Here is an 18,717-nt window from a genome sequence, read left to right as displayed (position 1 = left end):
GAATCCCCATTTTGAACAACTGTTCGAATTAATCTGTTATTTGTTGGGGGTACTTTGCGTAAATTTTTTAAGGTGAACTTTGGCTCTCGTGCGCGCGGCTTCGGCTTTACAGCCCATGAGAAACCGTACGCCGCTCAAGGGACAGCAGAAAACAGAAAGACCCGCACAGCGGGCCTTCCTTCCACCAACCATGGATGTGAGTTGTATCGCTCTATTTTCGACGTCTGCGTCTTCGTCGATAATGCCGTCTGCGAACAGCCACTGGACTCCGAACACCGAAAGCTCCAAGCAAAACGAGCACCAACAGAACCAGCAGGATCGCCAGCAGAAGGCCAAGTAAATGCACACCGACAACAGCCAAGACCACCATCAACCCAATCAAGGCAAGAACGATAATCGGATCCAACATGTCACCTTCCTTCGGACGACTTCCCTCACCCGATGTCCTATTTTCTGTGTATGCGCGGATCACTTTGGTTGTCCACGACACTTGTCACAGTGAACACAATGAATCCACAACCGCTTCACTGCTTCTTAACATGAGGACGTTACACTAGGCACAGGTGGACGACAATTGGGGTCGTCAACGTGATACGGCGAAGGCTGGAGCCGATCACACAATCTGGAGGGGATCACATGAACCAGGCATTGCTGGCGAGCCACTTAGGTTTTACGACGTGGAAAGCACTTGTCGAAGCTTCAGAACGTGTAACCTCAGCAGATGGACACGTATGGTATGTCACTAAGACACCAACGTGGTATAAATGGGTGCTCTGGAATACCGATGGAGATGTGTGGTTTCACTATCGGTCACGTGCAAGTGCAATTCAAGCGTTAGCCCCGTCGCACGTCACATTGTGACAATCATAATTGACAATAAAGAATGACTTCGATGAATGACTTCAATGAATGACTTCAATGAATGACTTCAATGAATGACTTCGATGAATGACTTCGATGAATGACTTCTCCTTTGGCAATCCAAAGTCGTGGCTACTGTACGTGTTTCTCCACCTGCTTCGCGGTTTCTCCCGGTTGTGGAACGGGATTCTTCCCCTCCTTGGCCAGCTTTTGAATGAGCCAAGTGGGAAAGGTAGTTGAGTGAATGCCGGTGCCGCTGTTCCCATCCTCGTGATCAACACCAGTGTGATGGGCCTGGCATAGTACAAGCAGGCATCGTACCTCCTCGACGCTCTTCAAAGGTTTGTGACGCAAAAGTCGCCCATATCCGTACGGATCGAACTCCTCGACAAACTCCTTCACTTTTTCGAGATCGGCCAAGTGTTTGTGCATATATTCGACTGCAAAGTGGTGTACCTGGAGGTTTTCAGTCGCACCGCATATCCAACATTGATAATGGCAGTCTTCCTTCAGCCGGTCTTTTGCCTTGCGGAATGTTTCAGACTCCGTCCGGTCGGCGTGTGCCGGATCGATCACAATGTCACGGATGGTTCGGGACTCGATGTGAATGTCAGGCATCTTCATCATCTCCTCAATCCACCGTATGACCTCGTACGAGTCTGCGTTCTAGCACGAGCCTAACATCCATGCACCGACTTTCACCGTTGTTTGAGTCAATGTGCACCTTAAACTTGAAGTGCTCTGTTCTTGATGAACTTGTATGGGCAGGGGGCTTTGCGGTCACACTGAGCTTGAACACGAAAGGGGGAATGGTACGTGGGTGTGCATATTCGCTTGCCTTGGGCCGATGTACTTCTAAAGTTTGTTCTGACCGCCGTGGTTCTTACCGTCGCCAATGTGCTTTATACACTTTACACTTATTTTTGGGAGATTATCCTTACAGCGGCAGCTGTTGCCGTCCTCGGTCTGATTCTCGACTGGCTGGTGCTCCCGAACATGGGCAGCTTTCCATCTCTTTACGTTGATAAGATGGGGTACCTCATTGTCATTAGCTTACTGTCTTTAGGATTGTCCGACAGCACCATTGTCCCGTTTTACGTCGCTGAGCTGATTGCAATTCTCCTCGCTGTCTTTGAGGAATTCATGCACAGGATGGTGTTACCTAGGGAGCGCCGGCTCCCGGACGGACACCTGGCCTGACACGATGTGATTCACCTGTCACGGGATAAACCCGGTAAGCGATGGGTAGGCCGCAGAGTTATTTGTTGGCATCAGGAAAGTTGCGCTCAATATCTGCCAGTACGACATCGCTGCCGACATCAAGGTGAGCAAGACGGTCTGCGGCAAAGCGATGAAAGTGATTCACGAGTGTTGGATCTGCGCTGACATATACACGAATCTGGCTTGGTTCTTGGCGAGCGAGCCAATCTGCGGCTCGCTCCAGCGCAGCTGCGACATTACGCTTCGGACCCTCCAATTCCACACCCGCATAAAGCCGATCATTGCCCTGAATGACCACGGCGTAATGGATATCATGGACGTGTTTCATCAGTCCCGTCGCAAGTTCAGGGCGTGGAATCATGTTTGTTGGGGTTACCTTAGCATCATTTAGTTGTGCGTTGTTATACGTGGGAATATTTTTGTGGTTCGACTTATCGATGTCAGGAACAAACCGAAATCCACTCGTTCCGATAAACGCCGTTATTGCGAGACTTGCAATCGGGATTCTTTTAACGGCAGTCCGAACTGTACGCTTAAAAGCCCGTGTGTCGTAGAATCTCATACCGATTTGTCCTCCCTTGATTCGTCTTCGGCTCGGACAAAATCCCGATCTACACCAGTAGCGACGCTGTAGAGCATCCAAAGTAGCCCTGACATGATTCCCAGTTGAAACAGCCACCAGACAAGGTCCCATCCATTTGGCATGCCTGTACTATAGGGGATGTAAAAGGGTGCAGTTGGCCAGAAACCGTTCATAGATGTCCCTCCAATTCTAAGACTCAGCTCACGGGGATTGATGAAAATGCGATGGTTCAGTGTCCGCCTAGATGACGTACAGCGCCAGATAGAGGGCAAACCATGCCACTGCGTTAAATGTCCAAGTCACCGCAGCAGACTCAGGTCCATATGGCGTTCGCGGGCTAACGAGACCTGCAGCGGACCGAAAGATGACACCAAGCATGACGATAGTTGAGACAATGGTGTAGAACACAGCTGTGCCTAAACAGGTAACATAAATGGATCCATAGTGGCTTAGCGTATTGAACGGGTACGTCGTGAGTGCGACGAGCAGTATCACAATCGCTGCGACACCGAGCAGGACATTGACGGTAAACCACCCCTGAAGAGCACCTTTACGTCCCTCTAGGTTCGCATGTACACCCAACCAGGCGAAAAGAATACCAACCACGAGAAGGATCGTCGGCAATAGGCCCCCAACCCATTGGTTCATACCTGCCGGAATATAGCTTCCCGCAAGCATCCATCGCACATTCACGAGGACAAAATAAGGGATAGCTTGAGAAATGACGAACAACGCTGCGCCAAACCTTCCCAACCGCAACTCTCTAGGTGTCAATTCAGATATGGCAGGGCGACGAATGATAGTCCAAGGCTCTGCTTCAAAAGGATGTTTCTGCTCATTTCCAGCCATCATGACACCTCCGCAGGTGACGTGGGCTTGCATACCGGACGCTCGTCGGAGTAATCGTAGAAACCCATCAGCACTTGAACCGGCGGGTCAAAATTGGTTTCGCCAGGCGCCGAAGTCGACTGCCATTCAAGCGTTTTAGCTGACCAGGGGTTCGCATCGACTCGCTTTCCGTAACGCCACACCCAGATGTAGTAGACCAAATTAAACAAAAACCCGAGTCCTAGCAAAAAGGCGAACAACGAGATCTCGAAGTTCATGTTTTGCAGATACTTGGGGTACACAGGCACCCAGCGATTCATCCCTCTCAGGCCAATCAGCAAGAACTGCCCAAACACCGCGTTAAACGCGATGAACACCCAGATTGCCCCTACCTTCCCCCAAAACTCGTTGTACATTCGACCGGAGAATCGCGGCAACCAGTAGTACGCTGCGGCCATGAACGAAAATACCATGGCACCAATGATTGTATAGTGGAAGTGACCGACCACGAAGAATGTGTCGTGGGTCTGCAGGTTAATCACGGGGTCAGCCAGCATCACGCCTGTGACGCCCCCGATGAGGAAGTTAAACATGCTCATGAATACCAGCAGTGTTGGTGTGGTGAGCCGAAGTCTCGATTTCCAAACAGTTCCCAACGAAACCAAAAAAGCGAACCCTGTTGGGATGGAGATCATTTCAGTGAAGAACGAAAACGGGAGCATCTGGTCATTGCGCATATTTGTAAACATGTGGTGAGCCCAAACGAGACCGCTGAACATCATCACGAACACAAGGCCGAGTACACCCCAAGATCTCGCGAACAACGTCTTCTGCCCCATGACAGGAAGGATCTCCTGCCAGAGTGCAAATGCTGGAACCACCACGATGTAAACCTCCGGATGTCCGAACAACCAGAAGACCTCCATGTACGTGAGTGGTGTTCCAATTTGCGAGAACATCGGCAGCGGGACAATATTGTTTAGCAGTGCAAGGATGAACGTCATCTGTATTTCAGGCAGCCAGATAATGTTCAAAAGACTCGCTGCGAGGATTCCCCAAGCGTACATAGGGATTCGGTTCCATGTCAGGCCTTTTGCGCGTTGAAACAGAATAGTCGCCGTCAGATTGATAGAGACCAAGAGTGATGAAGTCGTCATGGCAAACACACCCAGGTAATAAAACACGATACCGTTCGGGTCTTGTTCTGCCAAAGGAGCGTATCCACGCCAGCCGGTTGTCCAAGTACCCAAAATAGGACTGAGGGCGACCGTGACAATTCCAACGGGCAGCAACCACTGACTGATGGCTGATACACGAGGAAATGCGGATGAGTTTGATCCGATCATCAGGGGGATGAGATAATTCCCAAAACCACCGACCAACATCACGGTACCAAAAGAAAACATCATAATGGTTCCATGAATTCCAACTGTAGAGAGATAGGCGTTGGGTGTCGGGAATGTCCACAAGTTCCCTTGCATCAGTTCAAACCGCATGAGCATTGCGGCTAACCCCGCAATGAAGAAACCAGCAACGGAAGTAACCATGTACTGAATTCCGACCACTTTGTGATCGAGGCTCATCATAAAGTAACGGCGCCAGTCGTTCGGGACATCCCACTCTACGGGAGATCCAAAGTACGGTTTCACAACCAGTTCCCAGGCGCCCACACCTAGGAGCCATCCGCAAGTTGCTGCAGTCCAGCCAAATGTCACGGACACCTTTGTTACGTAGGGAGCGAGTGGAGTGCGATCAAGGACCTCACTGACAAGAGTGTTCACGATAAAAAAGCCGATGGCTGCCCAGAACAAGCCTCGTACGACCGGCGGCAGCATGCGTCGTCCTCTTCGCAGAGCTTCTGATTGACTGATATCTGCAAAAATCGAACTCATGTAAATCTCCCTTCGCGATTCAGTATGCAGCGGGTGCAAACCTCAAACGTACACTCATTGCCCCTCCATTTTTTTCTGCTGATTGACCCACTGTTGAAAATCGTTGCCAGAGACGACATTCACGGGGGCTACCATGAATGGATGTCCCGGACCGCATACTTCTGTACACTGAACACGGACCATTGGGTTTACGTTGTATGAGGTGACTTTACTCGTGTGTACGTACATGTAACGAGTTTCCCCTGGGATAATGTCTTGCTTCAGTCCGAACGCAGGGATCCAAAATCCGTGGATCACACCGCTGTACGGAGCGTAGGTGTGAAACGGATCGTATGACCGTAGCACGAACTTAATATTTCTGTTGACAGGTAAATAGAGAATACTGTTTCCATTTGCATCCTGGGCGTCATCGATACCGTATTGCGGGTAACTGAAGAACCATTGCCATTGTCTTGCGACTACGTCCACTTCTAGGTCTTGCCGGTTCAAACGAGCTTGCTCAGAATTGAACATCTGCTCGAGCGCGGAAGCAGAAGGGTGGACGAAAAAGAGCAGGTTCAATCCAATACTAATGAGTACCCAGATTCCGATGAACAGCTTGTTTGTTCGAAACTGATGTCGGCTGCGCAGGACTCCGTCGCTTTTACGTGCACGAAACCGAATCAAGTCATAGACGAGCATGAGCACGACGAATGCTATAACGGGAGCCAGGACGTAAAGGATAAACGCTACGGCATGTTCGCCGTCAACAGCTTGCGTCGTAGCGGTGTAGTAGTACACACCGTAATGTACGAGCGTGTGGAAAATCCACTCAAACAATAGCGACACCGAGACCCACAAAACTGTAAAGACAACTAAATCAATCATTTCGTATCCCCTGCCTTACTGTCGGTAAGTGACGGATGGTCACGTCTTAGCGGGCAAGATGGTGATGGTGCCATGCATGCCTGCAACATAGTGCATGAACTGCTGAACAAAGCAGCCGTATTGCCAAGTACCAGGCTTGTTTGGCACAGTGAATGTCAAATCCAGGCTTCCACCCGGCTCAAGGGTAGGACTGAAGTTTCCGCCTTCTGTCGTAAACGGCTTCTGGCCGACAAAGGTGACAATCGCCTTGTTTGGAACGAAGTTGTCGACTTTGAAGGCATGGCTCATCGTGACATGCACACCGTCCCAGAAGTCTTGGTCAAACTGGGTATGGACGGGGCCCACAACATACGGGGTATCATCAAAGCCTCGGCCAATCATCATTTCGTGCCAGTGTGTCGCACTCGCGTTATGTAATGAGATGGTTACCTTGTCACCGACACGCCAAGTGATATGTCTCGGATGAAACCCATAGTCATACTGCTCTATGTGGGTGGTCCCGGTCTGAACGCGCTCGGTGCCAAACATCCGCGACCACGCGTCACCAATCTGGCGTTGCCAGAACAACGCGACAATGGCTGCTATGACGACGAGGATGAATACAACTGCAAACAAGGTTTTACTCCACTCTGGATTCCGTCGGGGCGTTGGACGGGAAGCAGGTGTATCTGACATAGCAACACCTCCTCACAATAGTTAGGCTGGTTAGCCTGGTTAGCCTGGTTAGGTGCTCGAGACATGTGGAGTGCCTGATTGGGTCACATGAAACCTGCCCCACATGCCAAGTGGTAAATGGCTTGGATTATGTCCTGGAAACTGATACAAAAGGTCTGCCAAAAGGTAATCACCGACTCGACTTGCGACAAACTTGTACGTCGTCGAGGACCCAGGCATGATGCCTGCACTGGGGTTTTGTACGTAATCTTCCATAGAGTTGCCCGCACCAGGAAATGCGAGCTGCTGGTCGCTGGTATAGACACCAACGTCGTACGGGACTCCCCCGTCGTTGGTAACGTGGAGTGCAACCTGATATCCCACGGGAACGCTGAAATTCAAGTTACCATTTGCGTAACCGTTAAAGTTGTCCCATACGTTGTTCCTGTTGTAGCCAGCAATGAGATAGATGTCGGCAGTACGTGAAGCCGTGTTCGTAACCATCAAGCTGGAAGGCGCACTGTTCGCGACGTCACCGCACCCGGTCAGAACACCAGCTGCAAGGGCCGTCGTCCACACAATAGACATGAGCCGCTTCGATTTAGGCAATGCTCTCCCTCCTGAATCCACAACTTGGTGTATAGTTTCTGCAAGAGATAAAATTTCATGCATATCCACGACGTGGATTTTTAGGCTTATTCATACCAAGTCAAATCGGAGTGAGACAGAAATGGTCGGATGGCTCGTAACGCATAGATGGTGGCCATCCCAACGACCATTATCGCTGCGCCTACCTGCTGGTCTGCAAGCAGGGGAATGTTTGCGTTGGATGTTGCATAGAAGGGGTACCAAGGAACCCGCGAAAACAACAAAAACACAACAATCGGCATCATGAAATTCATGGCGAAAAGTAAGTAAATAAGCTGTGCGCCTGGTGCAAGTCGGGGTCTAGAAGGCACGCTGCTCATCAGCGGCCACCAGAGGAAAATTGCAGTGATGATAAGCCCATACTGTACGATAAAATGTAAAAGGTCATTCGACAGCGCAGCCCCTAGGGGAGCCGGCAAAAGAAATACGGTAGCTGGTAAGTTATAGGCCAAAAGTGCCACAACTGGCCGAGTCCCAATCTTCACCGTGAAACCGAGATACCGCACTGACAGAATGCGTTCAAACAGCCATGTCGGCACGGCAAGGAACAGGAGTGGAGGCATGACTTGCGTCAAGAGCAGCATCTGCAGCACCCGTGCTGTAAACAGGAAACGTTCCGCTGGAAAACTCAATGGCCCCATCGCAAGGTACATTAGAGTAAAAACCGTACAGGCAGCCATGACCTGTCGACGGTTGATTGGCATCGAACCCGTAAAGTACTGACGCAATGGACCCACGAGCGCAAAGTAACTGCCACCTTGCAGTAACACAGAAAGTGCTACATCAGGCCGCCACAGCACGAACCCGTTTGAGTGAAATGTCCAAACATCCACGGTACTTTCCTCCTGGCTATTTCGACATTAAGTCGCTGACAGCGACTTAACCTTATGATTTTTGGATGTTAAGTCGGTTTCAGCCACTTACACTCGGTGTTTTTCGACGTTAAGTCGGTCAAACCGACTTCACTCGCCCGAAGCCTGGACCACCTTGGAGAATAAGTCGGTCAAACCGACTTAACGTGACTAAATGCGATACCAGGCAAGCACAAACAGTACAACAGCGCTTCCAAGCACCACTCCAAGAGGTTTCAGGTGCGCGAGTGGTCGGTCTCCAAGCAGTCTCAGCGCATTTCCAAGCACGAATGCCGAGGATAACACCATGGCAGCAGCAGCAATAGCAGGGCGAGCGAACCCAACGGCGGCCGCAATGAGAGCCACCACGTTATAGGAGACAGCCCAGGCAAGGTTCTGGCGTGTAACGTTCACAGCCTGCCGACAGGTTTTGAGCACTCTCGGGATAAGGGATAATTGCGTCCGCATTAATACGAGGTGACCCGACTTTACAGCAATATCAGTACCGGATCCCATCGCAATACCAAGATCGGACTGAAGCAAAGCCGCGGCGTCATTTACACCATCTCCGACATAGGCGACCTTGCGCCCAGTTGCTTGAAGTGCGCGGATGTAGTCAGCCTTTTCTACAGGGGTAAGTCCGGACCTCCAAATCAAGATGCCCGTGTTCTCGGCTGCATGGCGTGCGGCCTCTTCGCGATCGCCCGTTGCCATGTGCACCTCAAGACCCATCTCCTGAAGTTGTTGCACGGTTTCCAAGGCATCAGGGCGGGTCGTGTCCCTGAAGCAAAATACCGTGCGAGGGGTCCCGTCTATCCACAAGACGGAAAGACTACCGCCATCCGCATTTGATTCAGCTATCGCAGCCTCCAAGCGGGGCGGCAATGATTCGCCTCTGTAACGCTGAACGGTGATTTGATGACCTGCTACAGTTGCAGAAACTCCAGTACCGGGTTGCGCCCGAAAGTTGCTTGCCTGCTTCAGCGGGACTCCGTTTGCATTTGCAGCTGCGACAACTGCTCGGCCATATGGGTGCTCAGAACCAACCTCAGCCGATGCCGCCCATTGTAACAACGTCAGATCTGCTGGATAGAACCTCGTAAGTTCCACATGCCCCTGAGTCAATGTCCCGGTTTTGTCAAAAACGACGACACCAATACCCGAGCCACGTTCGATGGCCTCGTTGCTGCGCAATAATATGCCTGCCTTTCCGAGTACACTTACGGCGCACTGGCTGGTAACTGGAGCTGCAACACTGAGTGCACAAGGACACGCAATGACCAGTGTTGCCACGGCCCGCATGACAGCGGTCGCGGTGGTAACAGGCGTGATCCAGTTCCAGACGCAGAATGTCAAAACAGCGACAACGAAAACGGCTGGCACAAAAATTCGCAAAAGTCGATCCGTAAGTAACCGGTAGACCTGGCCTTCTGTTAGTGTCCTCTGCACCAATTGGAGCGTTTGTGCCAAGACGGTATCGTCGACGTCCCGTATATTTTCAACGACCAGTTGTCCCGTATAGTTGGTTGTTCCAGCATATACCATATCCCCAGGACCTTTCGTTACACCAAGAGATTCTCCAGTCATGAACGACTCGTCCAAATCTGACGATCCTTCGCGGATGATACCGTCTACTGCTATTTGATCCCCAGGACGTACTACGACAAAGTCGTGCTTTCGCAATTGTTCCACAGATATCTGTTCTTCGCCTTGCGCTCGGAGAACATTGACCATACTCACGGTCAGATTGGCAAGCCCTCGTGTCACAGCGAGTGCACGTTCTCGAGTCCCCGACTCGAGCAATCGTCCAAGGAGCAAGAACGTGACAAGGAAGCCGCACGTGTCAAAATAGACGTATGGCTCGTTCGTCACTGCAGCGATGACACTGTAAAAATAAGCCGCAAGGCTAGCCACGGTAATCAGCAGATCCATGGTTGGGACGCGGTGGCGCAGAGACGTCCAAGCACCGCGTAAAAAAGGAAAACCAGCCCAAAACACAATCGGCGTTGTCAGCAAGCCTAACAGAGAGATGAACAGCATTTTCACCCCCTGTGGGAATTCCCGCAGGTACCCCGACCAAATGGGGATGCTTACCATCATCAGGACCAGAGACAGAGTCAGAGAAATCGCAAATCTACGCGTTAACCCTTCCCGTGCCGCCTCTCCATCACTGCCGTGTCTGTCATTTGATGCAACCCCGTAGCCCAGACGTGAGACAGCTTCGCAAATCTCTGAAGGCGTCGTGAGCACCGGATCAAAAGAGACCTCAAGTGTTTCCGATGGACAGCTGACTTGGGAATGAACCACCCCTGGTAATCGATTTACGACGTGCTCAACCAAAAGACCACAAGAAGCGCACCACAGCCCGGTTACATGAAGGTTGAGTGCTCGGTGCTGATCAGAGTTTGTTTCTGTCCTTTCTGGCAGATTCGATGTGGTTCGAACCATCGACCAATCAACGCCAGGACGACCTTTCAACTCAACGATCTGTTCTTCGCCAAGGAGTTGCCACAGATCTCGGCAGCCGTGACAACAGAAACTCTTTCCGGAAAGGGTGACAGGATGTTCGACTTGTTGTTCGCAAAGATGACAAGTTAGAACAGCCACATGTTCACCTTCGGTACTAAGCCGTTAGATGCAAGCCCTCGGAGAATGAACAGAACACCCGATAATCCAATCAGACTGGCGGTGACGTAAGTGAATGCAAGGCCACGCAACCGTCTTCGTCCATACCACCCCATAATGGCAACTGCCAGAAGAGACGGCATGGTACCCACACCAAAGGCGAGCATAATTAAGCCCCCCCGCAGTGCTGAACCCGAAGCTGCGGCAGAAAACAACATGGCGAAGAGGAGCCCGCAGGGATGCATGCCTAGAATGGATCCCGAGAGCAAAGACGCCACTGGGCGCTTATGACCACTTAACCGCTTGAACCATCGTTGAATCACAGGCAACCGAATAATGGAGAACTGCTCGAGAAAAGCACCGGCATGGCGGGTTCGAAACTCATCGATTGCCCACCACAGCATCAGTCCACCGCCAAGAAATCCTGCAGCGGCTTGAAAACCGCGTACATGGGCAGCAGAATCCACAAACGACCCGAAAAGTCCGAAGACAGCTCCAAGCAAGCTAAATGTAATGACTCGTCCGATGTTGTACGGGGCGTGTCCTCGCCAAACGTGAGAAAGGAAAGAACTTGTTGGATTTGACTTGTCGTAACCGACTGACAGGCTGTAAGCCATGACGAACGGACCACACATTCCAGCGCAGTGCAAAAACCCTTGTAAAAGTCCAACACCGAGTGCCCAAGTCAACAAAGTCCACAACAACATGTCTTCACCTCGCTTGTGGTAGGCAATTCATAGTCACCTTGGTGGGGACTGCCCCATCCAAACACGGCTCAGTTCCTAGGGGATTAGACCCAACTGTGAATCGAGAGGACACTGCTCACAACCATCATGCTCATGGCGGAGGATAGCATAAGCCCCCACCAAGTCTGGCGGTGCAGTAACATAAACCATGCACCGCCAGATATCACCCCCATGATATAGACCAAAAACATGACATCTGTTTTAAAATGCTCGTGTGTTGCTGCGAATTGATTGAACCACCACAGAAGATACAACAGGCTAAACAAAGAACTTAGGATCAGAATGGTTGCACTAACGCGAACCTGACTGCTTCGAAAATCAGCCTTCTTTCTCCCATGTATCAACACCCGCCAAATCGTGTATGTCTGCCGTTCGAACCACGGGCCAGCAGCCATTCCCAGGAGCATCCCAGCCAACATGATGAAGGTGTATTGCACACCCTGTGCCAAAAGCCCTCCCTGTTGTGTTTGCTGTATGCACAGTGCGTTAAGTGGGGCTGAAATGGAAAGCGAATACAAAGTGAGCGATAAGAGTCCTGCTGCAACTGAAACCCAGCTCATCTTGAAAGAGCGGTTTGGCACCGCCTGATTCTTGTCCCATCGTTTGAACACGGAAATTGAGGAGGTTATGGCAAGTTTTGCTTTTCTTGAAGGTAGGCTAGGCACGTGTACCCCTGCAGTCTAGAAAATTTGTTGGTACTTGTAAGCAGCCACAAAATACCACACATATACTGAGCACATTTCCATGAACTTATACACATTGACATATCGTGGGTAGTCGCACGCGTACAGGAATCAACATCCAGGAACCCACATTCAGGAACCCACAATGCGCCGAATTCAAGTTTCGTTGGAGACCAAACAAAAATGGGAGTGCGAATTTAGCTGCTCATTCGCACTCCCATATGCCTTGCAATTCAGTTCTATCTTGCAAAACTTAGTTACACTTTGTACCGGTAAGCCTCATCTTGTAGCGCTGCTCAGCCTCAACGTGTAATGCTGCACAGCCTCAGTTTGTCGCTCTGTACGCCAAAATCTACAGCGCGCTAAGCCTCAAAGCACAGAATCAAATGGCTTCGACAGCTTCCTGATTTCTATCATGGGCCGTGTGACATTCTGAAGAGCAGTACCCGCCATGCTCTTCTTCACAGGATGGGCAAACCAGATGCTGCCGATGACATTTCGGGTACGCGCAGTTGATGTACTTGTCTGCAGGTTCGCCACAATGATAGCACTGCCCAACGACCTTATCCGCGACTTGGTTAATGGGGACTCCAATCCGCTCGTCAAACACATAGCATTTGCCCTCAAAGTACTGTCCCTGCGCCTCTGGGTCTTTTCCATAGGTCACAATACCGCCATCTAACTGCGCGACATCTTCGAAACCTTCGCGAATCAACAAGCCGGACAGCTTCTCGCAACGAATACCGCCCGTGCAATAGGTGAGAATTTTTCTGCCTTCGAACAGTTCCCGATTTTCGCGAATCCACTCAGGAAACTCACGGAACGTCTTCACGTCGGGACGAATGGCGTTACGGAAGTGTCCGAGGTCATACTCATAGTCATTGCGGCCATCCAATACAACAACGTTGTCTTGGTCGAGTTGCTCCATAAATTGAGGCGGAGCAAGACGCTTTCCGGTCAGTTGATTCGGGTCAATATCCTCATCAAGCTTTAAGTTCACCAACTCCGGCTTTACCTTCAGGCTGAGCTTTTTAAATGCATGACCGTGATAGGGATCCACCTTAAACGGCATATCAGAAAAACGTTCGTCTTCATGCATTGCCGTCATGTAAGCCTCCGTTTGAGCCAGTGTGCCGGAGACGGTTCCGTTGATGCCTTCCTTGGAGACGATAATTCGCCCCTTAAGCCCTATCTCGTTGCAAAGTGAACGATGCTCTTCAGCAAACCCTTCAGGCTCCTGAATAGGCACGTATTTATAGTACAGAAGGATTTGGTAGTCGGTTTGAGTCATATATGCGATAGCTCCTATTAAAAATTCTAGGTTTGGTCAGTTTTGGACAATACACTTCTAATTTAACACCGACTCAACAAAAGGTCACTGGAAACTTGCAAAGGACGGCCACTCCTAGGCCGAGGGTTTATTGAGCTTTTTAATAAACTTGCCAAGATTGGCTTCGATCTTATCTTTAGGCAGACCATTCATTTCAATCGATCCGTTTAATTTCGGGTCGATCATCCCAGCAATCAGCAAGTCCTCCATTCGGACACCTTCCGGTTTTAGGAGGCATGCAGACATCTGGTCCGCCAGTCGAGCACTTGTCTTTAAAGTTAACTTGACTTCAACCTGGTAAGTCCGCCCGGTGTTCTTACTTGTAACCTTTGTCGTACCTGACCAGCGAAAGGCATCCGCTTCTTGCGAAAAAGGAACCTTGTTGTCTCGAAAGGCCTTGTTCATGATGGATTGTTGTACTTCTAATCGCATTCATTCTCACCCGTATCTATGAAGTCGATTCTTGCTGTTCGTACTTTGGAAAGCACTTTAAAAAGTACTTTGGAAATCACCGTTTGAGACGGCGGATGAATCTCAAATGCCACACCAGTAAGCCAAGCAACAGAGGATAGCACATGGCAGAATACCATATCCTCCAACCATCGTAATAAAAATATCCAGACTTCAGCGATGCAAACTCATACAACAGTGAGGCCACTGTCCATCCAAGAATATAGCCCGTGCGCTTTAACAATGAACCGTGCAGCGGATAGTAATTTAAAAACATCGTTCCCACGGCAGGGTAAATTCCGCACACTGCAATCAGGAATCCCCAGTCCACGCCTTTATTAAAGTACCCATAGAGCTGCAATTTGACGTCGAGATACATATCGACAACCAATTGCAGAGCTGCTGCGAACAATATATTTGTCCACATTTCAAGGCGTGACAGTCGTTTTGGAATCCAGAGCGCTGCAACATTAAAGACGACAACAGATGCAAGCAGGAACAACATTACTTTACCCCCTGCAAGACGGGCACATGAAACCACACCAGAAGGAACAGCGTTATCGGGATCGACAGTATGTAAGCCGCGAGGGGGCGTGTGTGGTGCAATCGAAGCATGGAAACCATAACACACGCAAAACCAATAGACCAAGCGTATGTCCATCCATGGTGGTACACGCATAGTCCATGCGTAATCATGTACAACTCATAAGCCATCCACGCCACAATCCACATGAGTATGTATAAGACCTGCTTTAGAACCGACTTCCCGTATGGATATCGGTATAAATAAATCAGCATCGTGCTCGGGTAAATCACAAACATGATAAAGAGATTGGTTACCAGATGGTTAGGCAATAGGTTCGGAGGGTGTGGATAATCCCAAAGTAAATATCTCTCACACAACAGGTTATAAAGCATATCGCCGCCAATGAAATATTGAATCGTCGGCAGATAATGACGCCAGTTTCTCCAGTCACCCCATCGCCACGCAGCCAACACGGACACAAGACCAATCACAATTGGGAACATGATCCACCTACTCCATGGAAATGAAGTAAGTATGCCTCAATATCCAAGATTCATGTTCGACAAGCGTGACGAAAAGCGGCTTCGTGCTTAAGTCCTTGTATGAGCCACTACGTGCAGATCCACGAACTCAGCGTTTTCCAGGACGTAGTCAACCGGTGTACGCTTCATGCGGTCCAGCCATCTGTCGCTCATAACCGGCTGCCCGATGACAATTTGAGAGATGTCTAACTGTTGCGCAACAGCAACAATGGTGGCGCCAATCCCGCCTTCCTTCTCAGTCGTCGTAATGAAAATCCCATCGAACTCTTCGCTCAGTTTTTGCACCCGTCGCAATTCCTTTTTTTCCGTGTCACTGAGCTTAGCAGATGGTAACACGACGAGCACGTATAATTCGGCGTCAAGACGGTCTGCGATTCTCCACCCACGGCGAATCAACTTTTCGGAATGAGGCCGATAGTTGACGCAGACTAAAATCCGGTCTCGATTCGGATCCCCATACAGCGAAGATTCCACGTTCGTTTGCTTGCGTTCTTTGTCCATACGCTGATCGACGTCGTCAGCTACCTCAAGCAGTGCCAATTCTCGAAGCGCTGATAAGTTCCCTGGTTGAAAGAAGTTCTCAAGTGCACGCTGGATTTTGTCACGGGCGTAGATTTTCCCGTTGGTTAAGCGAAGTTGCAACGTTTCCGGAGTAACGTCAATCAGTTTTACCTCGTCAGCCATATCCATGAACCAGTCAGGGATCCGCTCTCGAACCTTAACGCCCGTGATGTGCTCCACTTTGTCGTGCAAACTCTCAAGGTGCTGAATGTTTACGGCGGTGACCACATTGATTCCATGATCCAAAATGTAATCAATGTCCTCATATCGTTTTGTCCGTTCACAACCGGGTACGTTCGTGTGAGCGAGTTCATCAATGAGAACGGTATGGGGACTCCTCTGAAGAATTCCATCGACGTTCAATTCCTGGTACTCATGTCCCTCAAAAGTGACAGTTCGGAGTGAAACGGACTCCAAATCTGCAACCTGCCTTGCAGTTTCCCCACGTCCGTGGGTCTCAATGAGCCCAATCACTACATCGGTGCCTTTTCGCTTCCAGTCATTTGCGTCTTGCAACATTTTGTACGTCTTCCCAACGCCAGGAGCTGCACCCACGTAGATGGTCAACCTCCCACGCCTCAAAGACGCTGCGCCGCCCCGTTGGTGTTGAATGCTCATGTTCTTGCCACCATCTTTATACACGACCTAATCTCGCCATCCTACGATTCGCAAGTCGACGTACTTCAAGTTTCGAAGGAGATAACGCACCGGACTATCCTTCACAATCCGCCGCCATTTTCGTTCTTTTGAAGGCTGGCCGATCACGATTTGGGTGACATTCTCCCGCTCTGCCACTGCAATGATGATCTGTGGAAGTTTTCGATCGTTTAAATACTCAACAACAAATCGCCCATCATACTGCCCTGAAAGTTCCTTTAACCCCTGAATGCGTTCCTTGTCTTTATGCGTGAACTGATCAGGGGAACGCGGGTTGACTGTCAGTACAATGAGCTCTGCTTTCATTCTCGCTGCAACTTTGCTTGCCTTTTCAATCAACTTGTTGGCACGATCCACGTAGCTCACACAAACTAAAATGTTCTCCTTCGCACCAACCGGGCCGGGAATCTTCCGCCGGTCAAACGATTGCTGCAACCGTTCGTCGACATCCTCTGCAACTTCTCGGAGTGCGAGTTCCCGAAGCGGAGCCAAATTGGACATGCGAAAGAAGTTGTTCAGGGCTTGCTTCACCTTGTCATGTGGATAAATACTTCCATCACGCAACCGCTGACGGAGCGTTTCCGGGGTGACATCGACAACCTCGACTTGTTCCGCCCTTTTGATAAACTCATCCGGGATGATCTCCCGAACCTTTACCCCGGTAATCCGCTCCGCCTCCGCATGAGCGTTCTCCAGATGCTGCACGTTGACTGTTGTGAGCACTCCAATACCGTGATCAAGAATGAACTCGACGTCCATATAGCGTTTTGGGAATTGCGAACCAGGAGCGTTCGTATGTGCCAACTCATCAATTATAACCATGTCGGGCTGCCGCTTAACAATTGCCTCCACGTCTACTTCTTCAAACGTTCGACCCTGAAAATTGATTTGTCTCCTTGGCACGAGCTCTAGTCCTGTAATTTGTGTTTCTGTATCGGGACGACCATATGCGTCAACATAACCAATGACCACGTCAGTCCCCTGACGTTGAAGGTCTTGAGCCTCCCGCAGCATGGTGTAGGTCTTTCCAACCCCTGGGGCCGCCCCAATAAAAATCTTAAGTTTCCCCGCCACCCTGCACCACCACCAGAGCTTCCAAGTATCTTTGTCCAAGTGTCATCTTTGTTGAATCATCGCGCGCAGTGGGGCCTCTGTCAAGCTGGTCAAGCGCACCCATGAGGGTTATAACTGGCCTAAACTATGGTGGTGTGTATGGTGTGGGGAAAGGGAGAGAAGCGAAGAAATAGGGGTCGTCCCCTAAAGGGACTACCGGTTCGTTCGGAATGAACCATCCAGGAAGTTAAGTCGAATGTGGTGCGTATCATTTACCTGGTTTACAAATTTTTCAAGGTCTCCATCGTTCTCACATACTGAAACGTGTTCTACCCATACAGAGAACCTCTCCTTGTGGACCGCAGAGACGTAATTCGGATATTCTTCTCTTGACCGAATGATATACCACCCCACCGAAGCGTTTCTCCAAGGTTTCTGAAGTATCACTCTGAGGGGCAACCGCGATCTGTTGTCCCAATCTTGCTGTCGCTGTGCTTTAAGAATTTCAGAATGCATGACTTGTACGTCGGATTCCCGTGCGCGAATTACATTCGCCAACTTGCCAGCCTTCATTGCTGTCGTTTCAACAGCACTTTGAGAATCACCAAACCAATACCCTGTAATCACCGTCCTTGATTGTTGTTCAGTCCAAGCACAGCCGAACCATTTGTACGACAAGGAGGAGAGGTCTAAGCAGTTCGGTATGGCGCCAAAAAAATCTTTCTCAACAACGCTCACAATCGAATTCACCTACTCTGATTTATAAGTTCTCCGTTGGGGACTGCGTTGCAGAGGACTGCATCTTTTTTACCTTCTCGTAAACCTGCAGGATGGGGTGCGGCGTGAACAATAAGGTGCAATTGTCAAACCACGGAGAGCGCCGCCAGTATAAGCAGGATTCGTCTTCTGTGTCGGAAAACCAGTACGCGATGGGACGGCGTTCTCCCTGGTTATACGTCCATAAGGCTGCAAACCAGCGTATTTTAGAGGTGTGAAAGTCGACCATGCCAGGGGTAGTGTCCCGTCAAGTGGTGTAAATTTGAGTGCAACCCCTTAGTGTCGGCTATTTATGCAACACTGACGTTGGCGCCAGCAATTGCTGTTCGTCGGTACCGGTGAGTTTTGCCATGGACTCTCGG

Annotated in this window: 23 protein-coding genes; 3 read left to right on the top strand and 20 right to left on the bottom strand. The window is 50.1% G+C overall.

Annotation, left to right across the window (positions count from 1 at the left end):
- Nucleotides 1-211: 211 nt before the first annotated feature.
- A complete protein-coding gene (locus tag AN477_RS19580) occupies nt 212-406 on the bottom strand; it encodes a hypothetical protein (protein ID WP_157062079.1) in 195 nt (64 codons plus the stop codon).
- A gap of 230 nt (nt 407-636) precedes the next feature.
- Between AN477_RS19580 and AN477_RS19575 the strand changes: the two genes are divergently transcribed.
- The gene (locus AN477_RS19575; RefSeq protein WP_054970875.1) at nt 637-861 is read left to right on the top strand and encodes a hypothetical protein; all 225 of its coding nucleotides are present in this window, start codon (nt 637-639) and stop codon (nt 859-861) included.
- Between the two features lie 132 nt (nt 862-993).
- On the opposite strand, the gene AN477_RS19570 is transcribed toward AN477_RS19575, so the two are convergent.
- A complete protein-coding gene (locus AN477_RS19570) occupies nt 994-1,479 on the bottom strand; it encodes a hypothetical protein (protein WP_083486495.1) in 486 nt (161 codons plus the stop codon).
- 198 nt (nt 1,480-1,677) lie between these two features.
- Here AN477_RS19570 and AN477_RS19565 point away from each other — a divergent pair, with 198 nt between their 5' ends.
- Complete coding sequence (locus AN477_RS19565; protein ID WP_054970874.1) at nt 1,678-2,061, top strand: DUF2512 family protein; 384 nt, start codon at nt 1,678-1,680, stop codon at nt 2,059-2,061.
- A gap of 58 nt (nt 2,062-2,119) precedes the next feature.
- Here the strand turns inward: AN477_RS19565 and AN477_RS19560 are convergent, their stop codons facing one another.
- The 18 genes from AN477_RS19560 to AN477_RS19475 all read right to left on the bottom strand — a co-directional run bounded on the left by AN477_RS19560 (nt 2,120) and on the right by AN477_RS19475 (nt 18,316).
- Nucleotides 2,120-2,644, bottom strand: a complete 525-nt coding sequence (locus AN477_RS19560) for a hypothetical protein (RefSeq protein ID WP_054970873.1) — start codon at nt 2,642-2,644, stop codon at nt 2,120-2,122.
- A complete protein-coding gene (locus AN477_RS19555; RefSeq protein ID WP_054970872.1) occupies nt 2,641-2,838 on the bottom strand; it encodes a hypothetical protein in 198 nt (65 codons plus the stop codon). The genes AN477_RS19560 and AN477_RS19555 overlap by 4 nt, the downstream gene beginning before the upstream one ends.
- Nucleotides 2,839-2,905: 67 nt before the next feature.
- Nucleotides 2,906-3,514 (bottom strand): cytochrome c oxidase subunit 3 family protein, encoded by a 609-nt coding sequence (locus AN477_RS19550; RefSeq protein ID WP_054970871.1) that lies wholly within the window; start codon nt 3,512-3,514, stop codon nt 2,906-2,908.
- A complete protein-coding gene (locus tag AN477_RS19545) occupies nt 3,514-5,385 on the bottom strand; it encodes a cytochrome c oxidase subunit I (protein ID WP_054970870.1) in 1,872 nt (623 codons plus the stop codon). The genes AN477_RS19550 and AN477_RS19545 overlap by 1 nt, the downstream gene beginning before the upstream one ends.
- Nucleotides 5,386-5,439: 54 nt before the next feature.
- Entirely contained in the window at nt 5,440-6,252 is an 813-nt protein-coding gene (locus tag AN477_RS19540; protein WP_054970869.1) for a cytochrome c oxidase subunit II, read from the bottom strand.
- A gap of 39 nt (nt 6,253-6,291) precedes the next feature.
- Nucleotides 6,292-6,927: a cupredoxin domain-containing protein gene (locus AN477_RS19535; protein WP_054970868.1), complete on the bottom strand. Its 636-nt coding sequence runs from the start codon at nt 6,925-6,927 to the stop codon at nt 6,292-6,294.
- Between the two features lie 48 nt (nt 6,928-6,975).
- Nucleotides 6,976-7,515, bottom strand: a complete 540-nt coding sequence (locus AN477_RS19530; RefSeq protein WP_054970867.1) for a sulfocyanin-like copper-binding protein — start codon at nt 7,513-7,515, stop codon at nt 6,976-6,978.
- A gap of 86 nt (nt 7,516-7,601) precedes the next feature.
- On the bottom strand, nt 7,602-8,387 hold the full coding sequence (locus AN477_RS19525; RefSeq protein WP_054970866.1) for a cytochrome c oxidase assembly protein: 786 nt from the start codon (nt 8,385-8,387) through the stop codon (nt 7,602-7,604).
- Nucleotides 8,388-8,576: 189 nt separating this feature from the next.
- On the bottom strand, nt 8,577-11,012 hold the full coding sequence (locus AN477_RS19520; protein WP_054970865.1) for a heavy metal translocating P-type ATPase: 2,436 nt from the start codon (nt 11,010-11,012) through the stop codon (nt 8,577-8,579).
- Nucleotides 11,000-11,737, bottom strand: coding sequence for a sulfite exporter TauE/SafE family protein (locus AN477_RS19515; protein ID WP_211266038.1), 738 nt, complete (start codon nt 11,735-11,737; stop codon nt 11,000-11,002). The genes AN477_RS19520 and AN477_RS19515 overlap by 13 nt, the downstream gene beginning before the upstream one ends.
- 83 nt (nt 11,738-11,820) lie before the next feature.
- Complete coding sequence (locus tag AN477_RS19510; RefSeq protein ID WP_054970864.1) at nt 11,821-12,225, bottom strand: hypothetical protein; 405 nt, start codon at nt 12,223-12,225, stop codon at nt 11,821-11,823.
- A gap of 616 nt (nt 12,226-12,841) precedes the next feature.
- Nucleotides 12,842-13,750 carry an oxygen-dependent tRNA uridine(34) hydroxylase TrhO gene (gene trhO / locus AN477_RS19505; RefSeq protein ID WP_054970863.1) on the bottom strand — a complete coding sequence of 303 codons (909 nt, stop codon included), beginning with the start codon at nt 13,748-13,750 and terminating at the stop codon, nt 12,842-12,844.
- A gap of 114 nt (nt 13,751-13,864) precedes the next feature.
- The gene (locus AN477_RS19500; protein ID WP_054970862.1) at nt 13,865-14,221 is read right to left on the bottom strand and encodes a hypothetical protein; all 357 of its coding nucleotides are present in this window, start codon (nt 14,219-14,221) and stop codon (nt 13,865-13,867) included.
- 76 nt (nt 14,222-14,297) lie between these two features.
- On the bottom strand, nt 14,298-14,744 hold the full coding sequence (locus AN477_RS19495; RefSeq protein WP_054970861.1) for a CBO0543 family protein: 447 nt from the start codon (nt 14,742-14,744) through the stop codon (nt 14,298-14,300).
- On the bottom strand, nt 14,744-15,268 hold the full coding sequence (locus AN477_RS19490; RefSeq protein ID WP_054970860.1) for a CBO0543 family protein: 525 nt from the start codon (nt 15,266-15,268) through the stop codon (nt 14,744-14,746). Before AN477_RS19490 ends, AN477_RS19495 begins: the two co-directional genes overlap by 1 nt.
- An 87-nt stretch (nt 15,269-15,355) precedes the next feature.
- Nucleotides 15,356-16,486, bottom strand: coding sequence for a universal stress protein (locus AN477_RS25570; protein WP_054970859.1), 1,131 nt, complete (start codon nt 16,484-16,486; stop codon nt 15,356-15,358).
- A 27-nt stretch (nt 16,487-16,513) separates the two neighbouring features.
- On the bottom strand, nt 16,514-17,599 hold the full coding sequence (locus AN477_RS25565) for a universal stress protein (RefSeq protein ID WP_054970858.1): 1,086 nt from the start codon (nt 17,597-17,599) through the stop codon (nt 16,514-16,516).
- Nucleotides 17,600-17,791: 192 nt separating this feature from the next.
- Nucleotides 17,792-18,316 (bottom strand): hypothetical protein, encoded by a 525-nt coding sequence (locus AN477_RS19475; protein ID WP_054970857.1) that lies wholly within the window; start codon nt 18,314-18,316, stop codon nt 17,792-17,794.
- A 104-nt stretch (nt 18,317-18,420) separates the two neighbouring features.
- Here AN477_RS19475 and AN477_RS24770 point away from each other — a divergent pair, with 104 nt between their 5' ends.
- The gene (locus AN477_RS24770) at nt 18,421-18,573 is read left to right on the top strand and encodes a hypothetical protein (protein WP_157062077.1); all 153 of its coding nucleotides are present in this window, start codon (nt 18,421-18,423) and stop codon (nt 18,571-18,573) included.
- The last annotated feature ends 144 nt before the right edge of the window (nt 18,574-18,717 follow it).

Origin of the sequence: Paenalicyclobacillus ferrooxydans (assembly GCF_001399675.1) — a bacterium.
Classification (GTDB): domain Bacteria; phylum Bacillota; class Bacilli; order Alicyclobacillales; family Alicyclobacillaceae; genus Alicyclobacillus_B; species Alicyclobacillus_B ferrooxydans.
Note: the sequence above shows the minus strand (reverse complement) of the source record. Positions and strands in the feature narration are given on the sequence as shown.